At 64.2% G+C, this 16,923-nt stretch carries 14 protein-coding genes; 7 read left to right on the top strand and 7 right to left on the bottom strand.

Annotation, left to right across the window (positions count from 1 at the left end; genetic code table 11):
• The first annotated feature begins 4 nt into the window (after positions 1–4).
• Complete coding sequence (locus tag AC1DUR_RS05470; RefSeq protein WP_477721434.1) at positions 5–259, top strand: DUF1488 family protein; 255 nt, start codon at positions 5–7, stop codon at positions 257–259.
• Complete coding sequence (locus AC1DUR_RS05465; protein WP_477721433.1) at positions 246–560, top strand: hypothetical protein; 315 nt, start codon at positions 246–248, stop codon at positions 558–560. Before AC1DUR_RS05470 ends, AC1DUR_RS05465 begins: the two co-directional genes overlap by 14 nt.
• Before the next feature lie 202 nt (positions 561–762).
• Here AC1DUR_RS05465 and priA read toward each other — a convergent pair whose 3' ends face one another.
• Positions 763–2,973: a replication restart helicase PriA gene (gene priA, locus AC1DUR_RS05460; protein WP_477721432.1), complete on the bottom strand. Its 2,211-nt coding sequence runs from the start codon at positions 2,971–2,973 to the stop codon at positions 763–765.
• A gap of 375 nt (positions 2,974–3,348) precedes the next feature.
• Positions 3,349–4,458: a uroporphyrinogen decarboxylase gene (gene hemE / locus AC1DUR_RS05455; RefSeq protein ID WP_477719150.1), complete on the bottom strand. Its 1,110-nt coding sequence runs from the start codon at positions 4,456–4,458 to the stop codon at positions 3,349–3,351.
• 139 nt (positions 4,459–4,597) lie between these two features.
• Between hemE and AC1DUR_RS05450 the strand changes: the two genes are divergently transcribed.
• Positions 4,598–4,975 (top strand): aminoacyl-tRNA synthetase, encoded by a 378-nt coding sequence (locus tag AC1DUR_RS05450; protein WP_477721431.1) that lies wholly within the window; start codon positions 4,598–4,600, stop codon positions 4,973–4,975.
• An 81-nt stretch (positions 4,976–5,056) separates the two neighbouring features.
• On the opposite strand, the gene AC1DUR_RS05445 is transcribed toward AC1DUR_RS05450, so the two are convergent.
• The gene (locus AC1DUR_RS05445; RefSeq protein WP_477721430.1) at positions 5,057–7,642 is read right to left on the bottom strand and encodes an EAL domain-containing protein; all 2,586 of its coding nucleotides are present in this window, start codon (positions 7,640–7,642) and stop codon (positions 5,057–5,059) included.
• 215 nt (positions 7,643–7,857) lie between these two features.
• On the opposite strand from AC1DUR_RS05445, the gene AC1DUR_RS05440 reads away from it, so the two are divergent.
• On the top strand, positions 7,858–8,163 hold the full coding sequence (locus AC1DUR_RS05440; RefSeq protein ID WP_477721429.1) for a hypothetical protein: 306 nt from the start codon (positions 7,858–7,860) through the stop codon (positions 8,161–8,163).
• Between the two features lie 44 nt (positions 8,164–8,207).
• Here the strand turns inward: AC1DUR_RS05440 and AC1DUR_RS05435 are convergent, their stop codons facing one another.
• The 4 genes from AC1DUR_RS05435 to AC1DUR_RS05420 all read right to left on the bottom strand — a co-directional run bounded on the left by AC1DUR_RS05435 (position 8,208) and on the right by AC1DUR_RS05420 (position 13,282).
• Positions 8,208–9,533 (bottom strand): class I SAM-dependent methyltransferase, encoded by a 1,326-nt coding sequence (locus AC1DUR_RS05435; RefSeq protein ID WP_477721428.1) that lies wholly within the window; start codon positions 9,531–9,533, stop codon positions 8,208–8,210.
• 205 nt (positions 9,534–9,738) lie between these two features.
• On the bottom strand, positions 9,739–10,485 hold the full coding sequence (locus AC1DUR_RS05430; RefSeq protein WP_477721427.1) for a hypothetical protein: 747 nt from the start codon (positions 10,483–10,485) through the stop codon (positions 9,739–9,741).
• 212 nt (positions 10,486–10,697) lie between these two features.
• Positions 10,698–11,129, bottom strand: a complete 432-nt coding sequence (locus AC1DUR_RS05425) for a CoA-binding protein (protein WP_477719144.1) — start codon at positions 11,127–11,129, stop codon at positions 10,698–10,700.
• A gap of 104 nt (positions 11,130–11,233) precedes the next feature.
• The gene (locus AC1DUR_RS05420) at positions 11,234–13,282 is read right to left on the bottom strand and encodes a protein-disulfide reductase DsbD family protein (protein WP_477721475.1); all 2,049 of its coding nucleotides are present in this window, start codon (positions 13,280–13,282) and stop codon (positions 11,234–11,236) included.
• Positions 13,283–13,670: 388 nt separating this feature from the next.
• Here AC1DUR_RS05420 and AC1DUR_RS05415 point away from each other — a divergent pair, with 388 nt between their 5' ends.
• From AC1DUR_RS05415 to AC1DUR_RS05405, 3 genes are all read left to right on the top strand, one after another.
• A complete protein-coding gene (locus AC1DUR_RS05415; protein WP_477721426.1) occupies positions 13,671–15,281 on the top strand; it encodes a B12-binding domain-containing radical SAM protein in 1,611 nt (536 codons plus the stop codon).
• A 215-nt stretch (positions 15,282–15,496) separates the two neighbouring features.
• Positions 15,497–15,772 (top strand): DUF3303 domain-containing protein, encoded by a 276-nt coding sequence (locus AC1DUR_RS05410; RefSeq protein WP_477719141.1) that lies wholly within the window; start codon positions 15,497–15,499, stop codon positions 15,770–15,772.
• A 351-nt stretch (positions 15,773–16,123) separates the two neighbouring features.
• The gene (locus AC1DUR_RS05405) at positions 16,124–16,885 is read left to right on the top strand and encodes a molybdate ABC transporter substrate-binding protein (RefSeq protein ID WP_477721425.1); all 762 of its coding nucleotides are present in this window, start codon (positions 16,124–16,126) and stop codon (positions 16,883–16,885) included.
• Positions 16,886–16,923 lie beyond the last annotated feature (38 nt).

The raw sequence follows: 16,923 nt of genomic DNA, 5'->3' as shown, positions 1-16,923 counted from the left end.
CAGCATGGCGCTCAAGTTTTCCAACCCCAGCCGCAGCTACGACGCATCCAGGCACGGTGTGTGCCTCTGGGGCTGCGACAACGCGCGCGAGATCGACTTCCCGGCAGACGACGCGGTGCCATCGCGTCCGCCCGTGATGGGTTCCAACGAATCCGCCGTGCTGGCGGCCTTCACGTCCTTCACGTATCCGTGCCGACGGCGACCTCCGCTACGCCGGAGTGCGAGACCAACCCCGGAGGAACACCATGCCCGACATTGACCCTAAAAGCACTTTCCGTGGGCTTCCATTGACCGCGGAGCAAGACGCAGAAATCAGGCACTACATCAAAAAGAAAAAGCAGCATGGCGAGCCGTGGGACACACCGGAGTTGGCGGCCATGCTGAAAGATATGCTGGAGCCTCCAGGCGATGATGATGATGAAGGGTTCGGCGCCGCTGCTGACGAAACGAAAGCGGCCGCAGAACGCGCGGGGGCGTCCATCGACGAGGACATGGAGCCCATTGAGGCCAGTGAAGAGCGCAATGCCGCCATGGAGTCTGAGCGTATGAAGGGGCCCTAAATGGCTTGTCGAAAAACAGGGCGGCCCGCTCGAGTTCTGTGTTCTGTCTTTCTGTGATTTGGTTCACCGGGCTTTGAACGTTGAGGGTCGGCTTTCCGGAAGGGTGAACGCAAACTTCAGGAAAGCCGCAAGCACATTGACTTTTCCCTCTTCGATCGCATTCACCTTCTGGGTGACAGCGCATCCAACTGCCGTTTCCAGGTTAAATTGCAATCGGGTCCACATCCACCGCCCAGCGGATCAGGCTTTTGAAGTCGCTGTGCTGGCGGGTGTCAAACAGCACCGGCTGCCAGGCGGCCAGGAAGCGCTGCAGGGCCGCGCGTGACGGGCTTTCCACCAGCATCTGTGCGCGCTCGATGTTGGCCACGCGCTGGATCGTCATCGGCACCGCCGGGTAGGCTGTGACCTGGTCGTGGCCGGTGATCTGCTGCGCCGTGGCCGATGCTGCCGCGGCGTTGAGAAAGCCCTGCGCCACCTCTTGCGTGCGGGCCTCGGCGCGCACCAGCGCCGAGAAACCGAAGGGCGCCATGCCGGCCGCCTGGCGCTCTGCCAGCTGCTGTGCGGCAAAGGCCGGGTAGTCGTGTTTTTTCAGCGCCTCGAACAGCGGATGGTCCGGGTGGAAGGTCTGCACCCACATCTCGCTGGCCTCGCTGTGCCGGGCATCGCGGCCGGCCCGGCCTCCGGCCTGCATCAGCAGGCTGAACAGGCGCTCGGGCGCGCGGAAGTCGCTGGAGAACAGCGCCCCGTCGGGGTTGACGGCCGCCACCAGTGTGATGTGCCGGAAATCATGGCCCTTGGCAATCATTTGCGTGCCGACCAGCACGTCGACCTCGCCCGCATGCACGCTGGCCAGCTGCGATTCCAGCGCGCCCTTGAGCCGCGTGGTGTCGGCGTCGATGCGGGCGATGCGCACCGGCTCGCCGTCCGGCCGCTTCACGCCAGCCAGCAGTTCGGCCAGATGCTCTTCCAGCCGTTCGGTGCCGCGCCCCACCGGCGCGATGTCGATGTTGCCGCAGCTGGGGCAGGCGCGCGGCACGCGTTCGGTGAAACCGCAGTGGTGGCAGCGCAGCGTGCGGTCTATCTTGTGGAAGACGCGAAACGCGCTGCAATGCGGGCACTCGCTTTTCCAGCCGCAGTCATGGCAGGCCAGCACCGGCGCATAGCCGCGCCGGTTCAAAAAGATCAGGGACTGCTCGCCGCGCGCCACACGCTGCGCGATCGCGTCCAGCAGCGGCGGCGCGATGATGCAGTGCTTGGGCTGGTGGTTCATGTCCACGCGCCGCACGGTGGGCAAGCTGCCCGGGTCACCTGGGGCGCTTGGGGCGCCTGGCTCCCTAGCCTTCGGGGGAGAGGAGGGGCCAGGCCGCGGCCCGGCGGAATAGGGCGCGGCCTCCTCGCCGGTTGATGGGGCCGTGCCAATGCGCTCGTCCATGATGAGGCGCTGGTAGCGGCCGGTGAGGGTGGCCTGCCAGCTTTCCAGCGAGGGCGTGGCCGAGCCCAGCAGCACGCGGCAGGGACCGTGGGCATGCGTGGCGTCCCCGGTTTCCAGCTTGGCGCGGTAGACCGCCAGGTCGCGCGCCGAGTAGCGCGCGCCTTCCTGCTGCTTGTAACTCGGGTCGTGTTCCTCGTCGACCACCAGCAGGCGCAAATTGGGCAGGGAGGCCAGCACCCCCATGCGCGTGCCGAGCACCAGCCGGGCCTGCCCGGTATGGGCCGCCAGCCAGCTCTTGAGCCGCTGGGCCGGTGTGAGCCCGCTGTGCAGGGGCACGACCCGCTCCTTGCCCAGGTGGGCAAAGCGCGCCTCAAAACGGGCCTGCAGCTGCGGCGTGAGGTTGATTTCGGGCACCATGACCAGCACCTGGGCGTCCGGGTCCTGCTCAAGTGCCCGCGCCGCGGCCCGCAGATAGACCTCGGTTTTGCCGCTGCCGGTGGCGCCAAACAGCAGGGCGGGCCGGGTGTCGGCATCGAATTCGGCCAATGCCCGCATCTGTTGGGGGGTGAGTGCTCTTAAATCAGCAGTAGCCGGGGCGTGGCTGGTGTCCACCGTGGGCCGCTTGAGCCGGCGCCCCAGCTGCACCGCGCTGAGCTCGCGCAGTTGCGGCGGCAGGGCGGCCAGCGCCACTTCGCCCAGCGAGCGCTGGTAGTAGCCGGCCGTGAAGGCAACCAGTTTTCGCCAGGTTGCGGACAGGGGCGGCAGTCCGTCGAATACGCCGGCAATGGCGCGGACCTGCTTTTCCGGCAGGCCACCGCTGTCCGGCAGGACGCTCCACACCACGCCCAGCACTTCCCGCTTGCCCAGCGGCACACGCACCAGCGCACCCGGAAGCAGTGGGAGCTCACTTCGATAGGTCAGGGGCCCCGCGACGGCACTGTGGGCGGGCGTGGCCATGACCACCTCGATCCAGCAGGTCATGCGGGACAGGCAGATGCGCGAACATCTTCAAAAGCACTTCCAGTTAGCGCGCTAAGTCCTTGATTTATCACTGCTTTACAGATTTCCAGATTTTCTGTGGATAACTTTGTTGATAGCTTCCCGGGGATCTGCGCGAAGCCTTGTAAATCAAGGCTTTTCTTAAAATGCCCGGAAAAAAAGCAATTTGAAGTTTCTATATAAATCAATAACTTAGCTGCGCTATGGCTTTGATAGCGGGGTAGCGGCGGGGCTGTGTGCGTTGCGGCGGCGGAGCACAGATTTTGTGCATAAGTCCAACACCCCGGGCCTGGTTTTATGCTAGTCATGGCTGAAATGACGGCTCCATCGCTTGTCAGAGGAGGCTTGGCAGCCGCTTCAAGCCCCGGCTGTGCGCATGCGGCGAGAGTGAGTGTGTACTGCTCGGACCAGGACTTCCACGCTTTCCGGCGGTGTGTGCTGGCTGATGCCATGGCCGAGATTGAAAATGTGGGTGGGTCCGGGCTGGCTGGCGTCCAAGTGGGGCCGGCCAAAGCTGTCCAGTACGGCCGCCGCTTCGGCTTCGATCTGGGCCGGGCCGGCAAACAGCACGTTGGGGTCCAGGTTGCCCTGCAGGGCCTTGGCATGGGGTCCGTTCTCGCCGACCCGTGCGCGGGCCTGGGCGAGGTTGACGGTCCAGTCCAGGCCCAGCACCTCGCAGTCGAGGGCCGCCATGGCTTCCAGCCACTGCCCGCCGCCTTTGGTGAAGACCAGGCGTGGAATCTTCACGCCATCGTGCTCGCGCTTGAGCTGGCCCAGCACGCGCGCGGTGTAGGCCAGGCTGAAGGTCTGGAAGGCCGCGTCGGCCAGCACGCCGCCCCAGCTGTCAAAAATCATCACGGCCTGGGCGCCGGCCTCAATCTGCGCGTTCAGGTAGGCGGCCACCGCGTCGGCGTTGACGGCCAGCATTTTGTGCATCAGGTCGGGGCGCTGGTACAGCATGGTCTTGACGAGCCGGTAGTCGTCCGAGCCTGCTCCCTCGACCATGTAGCAGGCCAGCGTCCAGGGGCTGCCGGAAAAACCGATCAGCGGCACCCGGCCATGAAGGGCTTTGCGGATCGAAGTGACGGCGTCAAACACATAGCGCAGCTTGCCCATATCGGGCACCGCCAGCCGGGCCACCGCCGCTTCGTCGCGCACAGGGGTGGCAAAACGCGGGCCTTCGCCGAGCTCGAACGACAGGCCCAGCCCCATGGCGTCGGGTACGGTCAGGATGTCGGAAAACAGGATGGCCGCATCCAGCGGGTAACGCTCCAGCGGCTGCAGCGTGACCTCGGTGGCGTAATCGGTGTTGGTGGCCAGCCCCATGAAGCTGCCGGCCCGGGCGCGGGTGGCGCGGTATTCGGGCAAATAGCGGCCGGCCTGGCGCATCAGCCAGACGGGCGTGTGGTCGGTGGCTTGGCGCAGGCAGGCACGCAGAAAGGTGTCGTTTTGAAGTGGTGCAAACATGAGCAGATTGTCTCAGGTGTCGGCAGGGGCTGGTGTGGCAGGCAGGCCGCATCGGCGGGGGCCGGCGTCTATCCAGCGCCGCGATTCAGATTTACCATGGTGTCGTGAGCTTTCATCTGACTCGAAGAAGGACTTCGCCATGCGCATGAACGACCAAGAGTACTTTCGCAGCTGCATTGCCAAGGAACGGCACCTCGCACAGCTGCTGGGCCACCAGCATATTGAAGAGTGCTATGAAAGCGCGGGCACGCTCTGGGACAACGCCCAGGCGCTGCCGCAGTGGACGCGCGACTGGGGCGCCTGCGGGCCGCTGATGACCCGCTACGGCATCACGGTGGTGTATGGCAAGGAGTCGGGGCAGCCGGAGACCAGCTTTGCGACCATGGGCTCCACCGTGGTTCACTTTGCCGACCATCCCGGTCGGGACCGCGCGGTGATGTTCGGCATTGTCCGGGAGGTGGTGTTTTTGCTGGAGCACGGCAAGGTTGCCAAAGCCGCTCAGGAAACAAGCTCCTGATTCTCTTGACTCTCTTGACTTTTCACGCCTGGCCTCTTTCTCTTTCTGAGGTCGCGTGAACGGGCGGGCGCGCCCGCCGGTTCAGCCGCCAGGCGCCAGGGTTTTCATGAACTCTTCCAGCGCATCGATGGGTAGCGGCTTGCAGAACAGGTAACCCTGGTAGCTCTCGCAGCCCTGGCGGTACAGAAACTCGCGCTGCGCTTCGGTCTCGACCCCCTCGGCCATCACGCCCAGCCCCAGGCTCTGCGCCAGGCCGATGATGGTGCGTGCGATCGCTGCGTCATTCGGGTCGCGCAGGATGTCCGCCACAAAGGATTTGTCGATCTTCAGCTGGTCCAGCGGCAGGCGCTTGAGGCAGGAGAGCGAGGAATACCCCATGCCGAAATCGTCGATCGACAGGGTCACGCCCATGGCCTTGAGTTTGGCCATTTTGCCGATGGTGATGTCCATGTCATCGGCCAGCAGGCTTTCGGTCAGCTCCAGCTTGAGCTTGTGCGGGCTGACTTTCGTGTCGTTCAGGGCGGCCATGACGAGGTCGACGAATTCCGGGTGGCGGAACTGCCGCACACTCACGTTGACTGAAATGCTCAGTGCCGCCGTTTCAGGCCGTTGGGCCCAAGTGGCCAGCTGGTGGCAGGCGGTTTCCAGTACCCATTGGCCCAGCGGCAGGATCAGCCCCGACTCTTCCGCTACCGGAATGAATTCCGCAGGCGACACCATGCCGCGTACCGGGTGGTTCCAGCGTAGCAGGGCTTCCGCACCCATCATGCGGCCGTCGCGCCCAACCTGTGGCTGGTAATGCAGGAGGAACTGTTTTTCGCGCAGGCCTTGGCGCAGGTCCGACTGCAGTGCTGCGCTGGCCGACACCGCCGCCTGCGTCACCGGGTCAAAAAAGCAGAGGGTGTTGCGTCCGGCGGTCTTGGCCTGGTACATGGCCAGGTCCGCCTGTTTCAGCAGGTCCCCAATGCTGTTGTGGTTCTGGTTGAACGAGGTCACGCCGATGCTGCAGGTGCTGTAGTGCTGGTAGCCTGCCAGGAGGTAGGGCTCGCTGAGCGCCGCAAGAATATGCTTGCCCACCACCTGGGCCTTCGCGGCAGCCTCGCGGGGGTCGTGGCCGAGGTTCTCCAGCATGACCACAAACTCGTCCCCGCCCAGGCGTGCCACCGTGTCGGCGGTGCGCACGCACGCCGTCAGGCGCTCGGCCACCTGCTGCAGCAGCAGATCGCCTTTGTGGTGGCCCAGGGTGTCATTGAGGATCTTGAAGTTGTCCATGTCGATGAACATCAGCGCACCTTCGCGCGGGAGTTGCGGGGGGTGGGCCAGTGCCAGCTGCAGGCGGTCCATGAGCAGCTGGCGGTTCGGCAGCTGGGTCAGCGGATCGTAAAAGGCCAGGTGCATGATTTCACTTTCAGCCACCTTGCGCCGCGTGATGTCCCGTCCCACGGCAACCCAGTGGGTGAAAAAGACGCCCGCATCATCGGCCACCGGCACGATGTCGACTTCCATCCAGAAGTGCTTGCCGTCCTTGCGGTAGGTGATGAGCTCGGCCTGCACCGGCTCACCCCGCAGGAAGGCCTTGTTGATGCGGTCCAGTTCGCTGCGTTGCGTCAACGGCCCGCACAGCAGCCGGGGTGACTGGGTCATGGCCTCGTCGCGGCCATACCCGGTGTGGCGCTCGAAGGCGTTGTTGACGAAGATGATGCGCAGGCCGGGTTTGCCGGTATGCACGGCCTCGGTGATGAGCACGATGTCGTTCAGATGCGAGATGCTGGTTTCCAGCAGCATGAGCTGCTCGCGGGCCTTGCGCCGTTCGCTGACATCCCGAAAGTAGATCGCCACGCCGTCCGGATACGGATAGGCGCGTACTTCAAACCACCTGTCCATCGGCGCAAAGTGGGCCTCAAACTCCACCTGCTGGTTGCTTGCGACCGCGGCCCCTATCTGTTCCCCGAAGGCAGTATTGATGATGCCGGGAAACTCTTTCCAGATCCTTTTTCCCAGCAACTCCGTACCGGGCCTGCCCAGCAGCCGTTCGCCTTCGCGGCTGAGGTAGGTAAATCGCCATTCGGGATCGAGCGTGTAAAAGCCTTCCGAGATGTTTTCCAGCGTGATGCTCAGCCGCGTTGCCAGTCGGTGTGCGTCTTCCTGGGTCTGCCGCGTGGTGGTGCCGATGTGCTGGCGCTCGGCATCCAGCGCGTGCCGCTGGTGGCGCAACTCCAGTTGCCCCGCCAGCAGCCCGGCCAACGTCTGCAGGCCTTCTTCCTGCTCGCGGCTCAGGCTTCGGGGCAGTGTGTCCATCACCGCCAGCAGGCCCAGCAGCGCGCCGTCTTCCCCGATCATCTGGAAGCCCCGGTAAAAACGGATGCCCGGTGCGTAGGGGGCCGGCAGCGTGGGAGCGCAGAGCGGTGTTTCCAGCGTGGCGGCACAAAGCGTGACCAGGCCCTCGCGCGCTGGCGCCGCAAAGCCGGTGCCGGCGCTGAAAACAGCCTGGCCCTCTTCCAGCAACACCACCATGGCAATAGTCACGCCGCACGACCGGGCGGCCAGCCGGGTGAGCCGGTCGGTTTCCCGAAGGAATGGATGCGGGGGAGGGGCTGAAGCCTCATGGCGCAGCGCGGAGGCGGGACGCCGGGACGCTGACTCAATGACGGAAAGTGACACAGACACGGGCAAACCCTGTTTTTTGACAACAAGGTGGCATCGTGGCGTATTGCGCCGCTTCTTTTGGGCCAGATTTGCAAGCGTTCACGGCAAAGCGTTGCAAAACGTTCTGTTTTTTACCGGACGGCGACCTTGTCCTACAGTGCAGTTCGCATTTGCCTCATCAAACGCCTGTCTGCCACCCGCGATGCTGAATGCACATACAGGGGGGTAAATGGCTGATGACGACTGAGGAACTCGACGAACTGGGACGATGCCCCGACATGACAGCGCTGCGATCGGCCCTGGGCCGGCGGTGCGCCAGATTTGGTTCGGTCACCCAACTCAACATCCTGCTGGCCACGCAAGCCGGCAAGCAGCAGGCCTTGTGCTTTGTGCGAATGGCATCCCCCGAAGAAGAGCGGCGCCTGATGAGCGGCCTTGGCATTGGCCGTTTCGGTGGAGAACTGGTGGTGGTGGTCGATTTGCAGGTGCCCGACCCGCCCCCGCCAGCGATGAATCCGGATCTCTTTACCCAGAGGGCCTGAGCCTTGCAGCGCCCACGCCTTGGCCACCCCGTGCCGCAGGAAGGTCAGGGCGTCACAGCCGTGTCGGCTTCCGGATGCCTCAGCAGCAGGCGGTCCAGCGCGTTCAGGGCTTCAAATGATTCTGAAAAATCGGTGAACAGCGCCGCGTTGTCCGGTGCGGCGGCTTGGCCGCGCCAGTCTGCGCGAAACTGTTCAAAAATCTCGCCGAATGTTCTCTGGCCATCAATCAGGCGAAGGATTTGCGGCCCATATCGGCCGGGGTTGACCATCACCGACACGCCGGAGTGCTGGTGCCGGAGCAGGAAAGGCTGGCCGCGGTTGCTGCTGAAGACCTGTGCCGCGACGTCGCCGGTCAGCGGCTCATGGAAGAAAAAAGGCACGTATTCGGCATTGCCGTAAGGCGCGGTACAGCCGGCATCGCGCGTGACGTACAGCGAATGGGTGATGATGTTGCCGATCATGAGTTCGGCCATCTCATACTGCCGTCGGCGCGGCATCTTGCGCAGTTCGCCGGCCATGGCCGGTGGCTGGCTGCCCAGCACCATGTGCGGCAGGTAGGGCGAACGGCCACGCTGCACGTCGGTGAATTCGAGGTGCAGGCCGTGCCCTCCCGCGCCTGCGGCATCGTGCCCCAGCCAGTCAAACAGTTCGCCCACCGAGTACGAACGGTCCTGCGAATGCAGCAGCAGGTCGTAAATTCCCGCGTCCCCGGCCTTGTGGTCGTGGTGCAGGTCTTCGCTGCGCTTGAACCAGTTGCTGGGCGGCAGGCTGGCCAGCAGGTCGCGGGTGTTGGCAATCTTGCGCTGGTCGTCAGCCTGCGCACCATTGACGAGCCGCATCAGGGCCTGCATCTGGTAGATGCCGGTGCGCCCCGCCGTGGCGTAGACCATCAGGCCGATGGCGCCCTCGGGCTTGAGCACCGCGCGCAGGGCCCTGAAACCCAGGTCCGGGTCGGCCAAGTGATGCAGCACGCCGCTGCAGTTGATGTAGTCGAAGGGCGCCAGGCCCAGATGGGGCAGGTTGAGCAGCGAGTCGTGCACCCACGTGATGTTGTTCAGGCCGCGAATGCGCGCCCTTTCCTTTGCCAGCGCGATGCTCGCCTCGCTCATGTCCAGGTGCACGATCTGTGCGTCGGTCGCGCGCAGCTGCTCGGCCAGGAAGATCGTGGCGTCACCCGTGCCACCGCCCGCCACCAAAGCCCTGAAACCGTTGCGGAACGACTGCCTTCCGGCAAAGCAGTAGTGGTTGATCATCGGCAGGTCTTCCAGCCAGGTCAGCACCAGGCGCTGGCGCTCGTCCTCCGGATTGCACGGGGGGTAGGGCAGGGCTTCGTACTGGCTTCTGACCTGCGGCAGGTAGTTGTCGGGCATGGCATCTTCCGAAAAACGAATGACAAACAGAGGTATTGTCTCCGCCCCAGAGCCACAACATTCCGGCCCCCACCAGTGGCAGCGCGGAACCGGCTCCGCCGGGCCCAAGCAAGTGACGGCGTGGAACCGGCTATGCCGGGCCACAGCAGTCGCCCCCTGCAAGGGGGGATCCGGCTACACGAAGTGAGCCGAGACGGGGGTGAGCTTACCTAACCGGCAAGAATTGCAGAAAGGTGCCCCCCAGCAGGTTCTGCACATAGGTGATCACGGCGCGGCGGTATTTTTCGGTCAGCACGACCGCCAGCAGGTCGAGCCGGCCGATCATCTTGCCGAACTCGCGCTCGAAGCTCAGGTTGCGCTCGCGCTCGGAAATCTCGTCGGCCAGCAGCAGCGGCTGGCCTGCGCTGTTGCGCCGGCTGGAGAGCAGCCACACCGCGATCTCGATGTTGCGGGCCGCGTTGTAGATGTATTGGGCGTCCAGCGCATCGGTCAGGTAGAAACTGGTTTTACCGCCGTGGGCCGTGACCAGCATGTCGGCGCTGGCGTAAATGAAAGCCGCCACGCGGTCGCCCTTGAAGTCGCCGGCCAGTGCCAGCGACAGGGCGGCGATGTCGCGTTTGCCCTGCAGCTCGGGCCAGGGGCTGCGGTTCTCCACGGCGCTGCGCAGCTGGGCCAGCGCAGCCTCGCGGCTGGCCAGGCCGGTTTTTCGCCATTCAGCGGGGTTGCGCCGGTAGAGCTTGTCGCCCAGGCGCAGCAGGCTCTCCAGGTTGTCGCGCATGCCCAGTGTGGCCATGCGGTTCACGTCGGATTGCCCCAGTTCCGAGGAGGTCACGGGTGCGGACTGTGCCTCGCCGCGCGGCGCGGGCGCAGTAGCGGCGCAGCCCGCCAGCAGCAGCGCCAGCAGACCCGGCAGCAGGAAGGGAAACGGTACAGGGGGACGCGGCGTGGGCATGCGGCATTCTCGGGGACAAGCCGGAATGCCGCAAGCATCAAACGCGGCTTGCTATGGATTAAATAGCTGGCCGCGCCCGTTCAGGTTGAGGAAAGGAGGGATGGTGGCGATCAGCCCCGCCGGCAACAGCGTACAGCGTACAGCGGGCACGGCGAGGAGACGGAGGCCGTGATGGCCGCAGCAGCGTGCCCGCCTTGTCGGACTTGATCGGCCTATATCAGGCCGCGCGACAGCAGCACGGTGTGGTCGACCTTGATGCACTGATCCTGCACGACCAGCAGCCCGGCCGCCTGCGCCTTGGCGGCCGCCGCCCGGTTCTCGATGCCCAATTGCATCCACACGGCTTTGGCGCCTATCGCGATGGCCTCATCGACGATGGGTGGGATGTCTTCGCTGTTGCGAAAGCAGTTCACGAGATCGATCTTTTCATGCTTGGCGGCTTCGGTCAGCGAGGGATAGGACTTCTCGCCGAGCGCCTCGGTGGCGTTGGGATTGACCGGGATGATGCGGTAGCCCTGGGCCTGCATATAGCGCGACACGCCAAAGCTGGCGCGATGCGGCTTGGGCGACAGCCCGACCACCGCAATGGTTTGCATGTGCTTGAGAATGTGCGGAATACGCTCCGCGTGGGAAACCTGTGTCATGGCAAATACCTCGTGTGGGGGTAAGGATGCTGTGCTTGCTGGCTAACTTACCATTTTCTGACAGGCATTTCCCGCGGCGTTACCAATTCGTACAAACCGCAGGGTCACAGCTTGGCCAGTTCAGCCCGCAGGTCATCGACCGACAGCACTTCCGACAGGATGACCGGAGCTTGGCCCGGTTTGTAGATGGCATACACCGGCACGCCACTGCGGCCCAGCTGGGTCAGCGCCGCCGTTACTGCCGGGTCGCGGCGCGTCCAGTCGGCGCGCAGCAGCGCGACGTTTTTCGCATCGATGTCGGCCAGCACGGCGGTGTTGGCCAGCGTGGTTTTCTTGTTGTACTGGCAGGTGACGCACCACGCGGCGGTGAAATCCACCAGCACGCTCTGGCCCCGGGCTGTCAGCTGGTCGACCCGGCCCGGCTCCCAGGCCTGCCATCTTCCGGAGGTGGCGATGGCGGGACCTGCCGACGCCTGTAGCGGCTTGGTGATGTTTTGACCGATTGTCAGTACGCCGGCCGCAGCAAGCGCTATGGAAAAAGTCGCAAACAGCGTCCGTGTCCGGCCCTGGAGGGTCAGCGACCAGAGCACCAGTGCCATCAGCACCAGCAGGGCGAGCAGGGCGCCGGCGCCGTCGATGCCGCTTTGCTGGCCCAGCACCCAGACCAGCCAGGCCACGGTGGCAAACATCGGGAAGGCCATCAGCTGGCGAAAGGTCACCATCCAGTGGCCGGGACGTGGCAACACGCGCGCCACTGCCGGCACCGCGCTGGCGGCCAGGTAGGGCAAGGCCATACCCAGGCCGATGGCGGAAAACATGGCCAGCGCCTGCAGCGCCGGCAAGCCCACCGCGTACCCCAGCGAGGCTCCCATGAACGGCGCGGTACAGGGGGAGGCAATCGCGCTGGCCAGCACACCCGACAGGAAAGCGTTGATGGTCGGTCGCGTGGACTGCAGGCGGGTGACCCGGTCGGGCAGGAAGTGGCCAAACTCGAAGAGGCCCGCCAGGTTCAGGCCCAGCAGCGTGAACAGGGCGGCCAGTGCGGCAACTACCGCCGGGTTTTGCAGCTGAAACCCCCAGCCCAGTTGCTCGCCCGCGGCCCGCAGGCCCAGCAGCAGGGCGCCCAGCGCCAAAAACGACAGCACCACGCCGGCGGTGTAGGCCAGGCCGGTGCTCAGGCGCGTGCCCGGGTCCTTCACATGCACAAAGCTCACCACCTTGATGGCCAGCACGGGAAACACGCAGGGCATCAGGTTAAGAATCATGCCGCCCACCAGGGCACCGAGCAGCGCAGCCAGCAGGCTCAGGGGCGGCCCGCTGGCCTGCACCGGCGCGGCACCGGCCGAGGCATTGGCCTTCAGGGCGGCTTCGAGCGCCGGCGGCACCACGGCGGCAGCGGCCACGGCCGGCCACGGCCCCTTGACGGGTGCTTCGATGCGATAGGCGCTCTGCTGGAAAGCGACCACCAGCGGCAGCTGCGTGGGGCTCTCGGTACGCTGGCCGGACAGCGGCACTTGCGCCGTCCACACCGCGCCCTGCCAGGCTTGCTGCCACGGCGCCGCCGGCTCAATCAGGCTGCCGGTTTCGGGGAAAAAATCGAGGGTCTTGCCCTGCAGGCCAGCCGGCAACCCGCTCAGGACGACCTTGATGGCCTTGCCGCTGACTTCGACCTGGCTGGCGCCTGCCGGCAAGGCGGTGGGCGTGGCATCAAACGTGGCCTGAAAGGCCTTGCCGCTCAGCGCCGTGGAGCTTTTGACCGGCAGGCTCAGCGTGAACTCGCCTTCCTGCGGGATGCACTCCTTGCGGCAGACCAGCCAGGCGGCATTGAGCTTGACGTTGAGCTGGGCACCGTTGAACCCGGGCGCCACCGTGAGCGGCACGGGCAGCAGCACGGTGTTTTCGTAGCCATAGTTGGCCAGCGTGCCGACCGGGATTTTTTTCGGCGTCGGCCAGGCGATCTCACCGGCCGTGATGCCGGCCGGCAACTGCCACGCCAGCTGTGTCGGCAGGCCGGAATCGCCGGAATTTTTCCAGTAGGTGTGCCATTCGGGCTGGTGCGTCAATTGCAGGCCCAGCCAGAGCGGCTTGCTCGCCTCCACGCCCTCGGGGGCCCAGGCCAGCAGTTCGGCACGCACCTGCTCGGTGGTCACCAGGGCGCCCGATGCAGGGCGGCCACCCTGGTTCAGGAAATTTGCCTGGAAATCCCGGGAATTCTGGTCATTTTGGGTATTTTGGGCATAAGTCAGCGTACTTATTGCGCCCACAGCTATCAAAACAGCAGCAAAAAACGCAGCAAACGGGGAACACTTGAAATTCATGGTCGAGGTGTGAGCAGAGGGCGGCGGCTTTAGTTCCGGGGCGGCCCTAGCCTTCATCATCGCGGCCGGTTGGTCAAAACCGGGCGCCGCGGGACCGAAGGAGGGCCAGATCAAGGCAAATTCAGGGGGTGGTGTGGTTGATTGCCGGGTTTGTGTGGTGGTGGGTCAGACCGCCAGGGGCTTTATTACAGCCCCCTGCGGGTGCAACTCCGATAATAGGCCCATGCCGCGCATCGTAATTGCCACCCTGAACGCCAAATACATCCACGCCTCGCTGGGCCTGCGTTACCTGCTGGCCAATATGGATGCGCATGGCGGGGCGGGGCTGCGTGCACAGACGCAGCTGCGGGAGTTCGTCATCCAGCAGCGGCCCATGCAGATTGTCGAGGAGTTGCTGGCGCTCAACCCCGCGGTGATCGGCCTGGGCATCTATATATGGAACGTTGTCGAAACCACCCAGGTCGTGCGGCTTCTGAAAACCCTCAGGCCGGACATCAAGGTGGTGCTGGGCGGGCCCGAGGTCAGCTACGAAACGGGCGAGCAGGAGATTTGCCGGCTGGCTGACCATGTGGTCACCGGCTGGGGCGATGTGAGCTTTCCCAAACTCTGCCGCGCCCTGCTGGATGGCCCGAAGCCGCTGATGAAGGTGATTGCCGGCGAGCAGCCCGCACTCGCGGAACTGGCCTTGCCCTACGGCGAGTACACCGCCGAAGACCTGGCCAAGCGCCTGTTGTATGTCGAGGCCTCGCGCGGCTGCCCCTTCAAGTGCGAGTTCTGCCTGAGCTCGCTCGACAAGACCGCCTGGGCCTTTGACCTGGACCTGTTCATGGTCGAGATGGAGGCGCTCTACCGGCGCGGCGCGCGCAACTTCAAGTTTGTCGACCGCACCTTCAACCTGAAGGTGGAGCACTCGGTGCGCATCCTGCAGTTTTTCCTGGACCGCATGAAGGATGCGGACGGCCGGATTCAGGCCGCGCCCGATCTGTTCGTGCATTTTGAGGTGGTGCCTGACAGCCTGCCCGACCGGCTGAAAGCTCTGATCGTGCAGTTCCCCGCCGGTTCGCTGCAGTTTGAAGTCGGTATCCAGAGCTTTAACCCCGAGGTGCAGCAGCGCATTTCACGCAAGCAGGACAACGTCAAAACCGCTGACAACCTGCGCTGGCTGGTGGGGCAGAGCCAGGCGCATGTGCATGCTGACCTGATTTTTGGCCTGCCCGGTGAAACGCTGGAAAGCTTTGCCCAGGGGTTTGACCGCCTGTATGAGTTGGCCCCGCACGAAATCCAGTTTGGCATTTTGAAGCGCCTGCGCGGCACGCCGATTACCCGGCACACGGCCGACTTTGCCATGGCCTACGACCCGCAGACGCCCTACACGATTCTGCAGAATTCGACGATTGACTTCGCCACCATGCAGCGCATCAACCGCTTTGCGCGCTACTGGGAGATGGTGGCCAACTCGGGGCGGTTTGCGCTGGGGCTCAAACTGCTGCTGGAGCCCGGTTCGGCGTTCAACCATTTCCTGGCTTTCAGCGACTGGCTCTGGCAGACCACCGGCAAGACGCACGAATTTGCGCTGGAGAAGCTGGTGGATCTGCTGTTTGAGCACCTCACCCTGACGCGCGGATTGGCGGCGGGCGAAGTGCGCGCCGCGTTGATGGCGGATTACCGGGCCAGTGGGGCGCGGGGGCGGCCCCAATGCCTGGCTGAACTGCTGAGTGCCGAGCGGCTTGCCTTGCCGGCCGTGTCCGGAAAGCTCAGGGCTGAGCGGCAAAGCCGGCATGTTAGTCAGCAGGCGCATCGCGAGGAGATACAGAAGGCTGCGGCGGCCGCTTGAACTGCGCAAGCGCGCAGTTCCAGTTTTCACCGTTCGGACTGAACCGGTCGAAGCCTTCGCTTCACCTCATGTTGCAAACAAGAACGGATGGGGCTTCCGTTCGACTGATTTGCGGAGTACGCTTCCCAAGCCCCAGGTCGGCCAATGGGATAGGGATGCCGCGAGGCCGAGGTGCAAGCAGCGGCAAGCCTTGTCAATGATTTCTGGAGATTGTCATGAAGTACATCCTCAGTTGGACCTTGCCGCCGGGTACGTATAGCGCCGCCGTGGCGCGTTTTCTGGAGACCGGGGGCGCGCCGCCCAAGGGTGTGGAGATGTTGGGACGCTGGCACGGCATGAACGGCCAGGGCTTCGCGGTCATCGAGTCTGGCGACGCCAAGGCTCTGTACCTCTTTCAGGCGCAATGGGCCGACCTGCTCCCGATCGTGGTCACGCCCTGCGTGGAGGACGCCGACGCCGCCGCGGTGCTGGCGTCGCTGGGCAAGCGCTGAGCGCCAGCCTTTACATCGCCACCGCCGCCAAAAGCCGGTAGCGGTGGCCGTTTGGCCATCAATCCCGGCAAGGCGTCGCGTGGGACGCGGGTGCACAAGTGTGGGTGCGCCAAACGCATCCACGCCATGCGCGGCAAAGATGCTCTTGGCGAGAGCAATCCCCATGGTGATAATGGCCATGATTTCCCCTTCCGGGTGAGTTGATGAAAGTTCGCACTTCCCCCGGCTAGCTTCGGCCGGGGAAGTCCCTTTCATTCGTTAGGCGTGACGTGGCCTTTCCGTGTGGGCAATCACTGCGCACCGCAGACCTGTGCAATGCAGTGGTCAGCCTAATTAATCAGGAGACATACCATGGCACTTCGCTCTGTCGCCGCGATCGCGGCAATTTCGGTCTCGTTGTGGGGCGCGTTAAGCGCCAGCGCTCAAGCGGCGGAGATCGTTGTTTTCAGTACGGTGGCGGCAAAGTCCGTATTGGAGGAGATTGCCCCAGCGTTTGAACGCGACTCCAAGCACAAGCTAACCTTGCGATTTGCGACAACAGCGGAGCTCAAGGCTGAAATCGAAAGGGGCGCGCCTTGTGACGTTGCGCTGTTGACGGTTGCCGCAGTAGACGACTTGATCAAACAGGGCCGGCTGACACAGGACGGCCGAATCAATGTGGCCAGGTCAGGCGTCGGTATTGCCGTCACGAAAGGGGCCGCCACACGGCCCATCACTACAGGCGAGGAACTGAAGCAGGCGCTGCTATCCGCGAAGTCGATTGCGTACTCCGCGCAGGGCGCAACGGGGCCAATCATGAAGAGAATATTCGAGCGCTTTGCAATCACCGACGTGATGAGCGCGAAGACTGTTGTGGTTACCACAACAACCGCACCGGAGGCCGTGGCAGCGGGTCAGGTCGAAATGGGCTTTACCCAGATCAGTGAGATTCTTGATGTGCAGGGTGCTCGACTGGTCGGCCCGCTTCCGTCGGAAGTTCAGGTCTACTCCGCGTTTACGGCGGCTGCGGCGGCCGGAGCCAAGGACCCCGGTGCCGCTCAGGCGTTCATTGATGTGCTGACTACCCCAGCCACGAAGGTGGTCCTGAAGGTCAAGGGTTTGGAGCCCAACTGAACAAGGCATCTTCAACCGGAACGCGCAGCGTAAACATG

Source organism: Polaromonas sp. P4_F4, from assembly GCF_056401355.1.
This window is presented reverse-complemented; position numbering and strand designations above follow the sequence as displayed.

Excerpts from the sequence above, each read along its gene's own strand:
- AC1DUR_RS05425 (WP_477719144.1), bottom strand. The coding sequence starts at position 11,129 with ATGACACAGGTTTCCCACGCGGAGCGTATTCCGCACATTCTCAAGCAC.
- AC1DUR_RS05415 (WP_477721426.1), top strand. The coding sequence starts at position 13,671 with ATGCCGCGCATCGTAATTGCCACCCTGAACGCCAAATACATCCACGCC.
- AC1DUR_RS05435 (WP_477721428.1), bottom strand. The coding sequence starts at position 9,533 with ATGCCCGACAACTACCTGCCGCAGGTCAGAAGCCAGTACGAAGCCCTG.
- AC1DUR_RS05465 (WP_477721433.1), top strand. The coding sequence starts at position 246 with ATGCCCGACATTGACCCTAAAAGCACTTTCCGTGGGCTTCCATTGACC.
- AC1DUR_RS05450 (WP_477721431.1), top strand. The coding sequence starts at position 4,598 with ATGCGCATGAACGACCAAGAGTACTTTCGCAGCTGCATTGCCAAGGAA.
- AC1DUR_RS05405 (WP_477721425.1), top strand. The coding sequence starts at position 16,124 with ATGGCACTTCGCTCTGTCGCCGCGATCGCGGCAATTTCGGTCTCGTTG.
- priA (WP_477721432.1), bottom strand. The coding sequence starts at position 2,973 with ATGACCTGCTGGATCGAGGTGGTCATGGCCACGCCCGCCCACAGTGCC.
- AC1DUR_RS05440 (WP_477721429.1), top strand. The coding sequence starts at position 7,858 with ATGACGACTGAGGAACTCGACGAACTGGGACGATGCCCCGACATGACA.
- AC1DUR_RS05470 (WP_477721434.1), top strand. The coding sequence starts at position 5 with ATGGCGCTCAAGTTTTCCAACCCCAGCCGCAGCTACGACGCATCCAGG.
- AC1DUR_RS05410 (WP_477719141.1), top strand. The coding sequence starts at position 15,497 with ATGAAGTACATCCTCAGTTGGACCTTGCCGCCGGGTACGTATAGCGCC.
- hemE (WP_477719150.1), bottom strand. The coding sequence starts at position 4,458 with ATGTTTGCACCACTTCAAAACGACACCTTTCTGCGTGCCTGCCTGCGC.
- AC1DUR_RS05430 (WP_477721427.1), bottom strand. The coding sequence starts at position 10,485 with ATGCCCACGCCGCGTCCCCCTGTACCGTTTCCCTTCCTGCTGCCGGGT.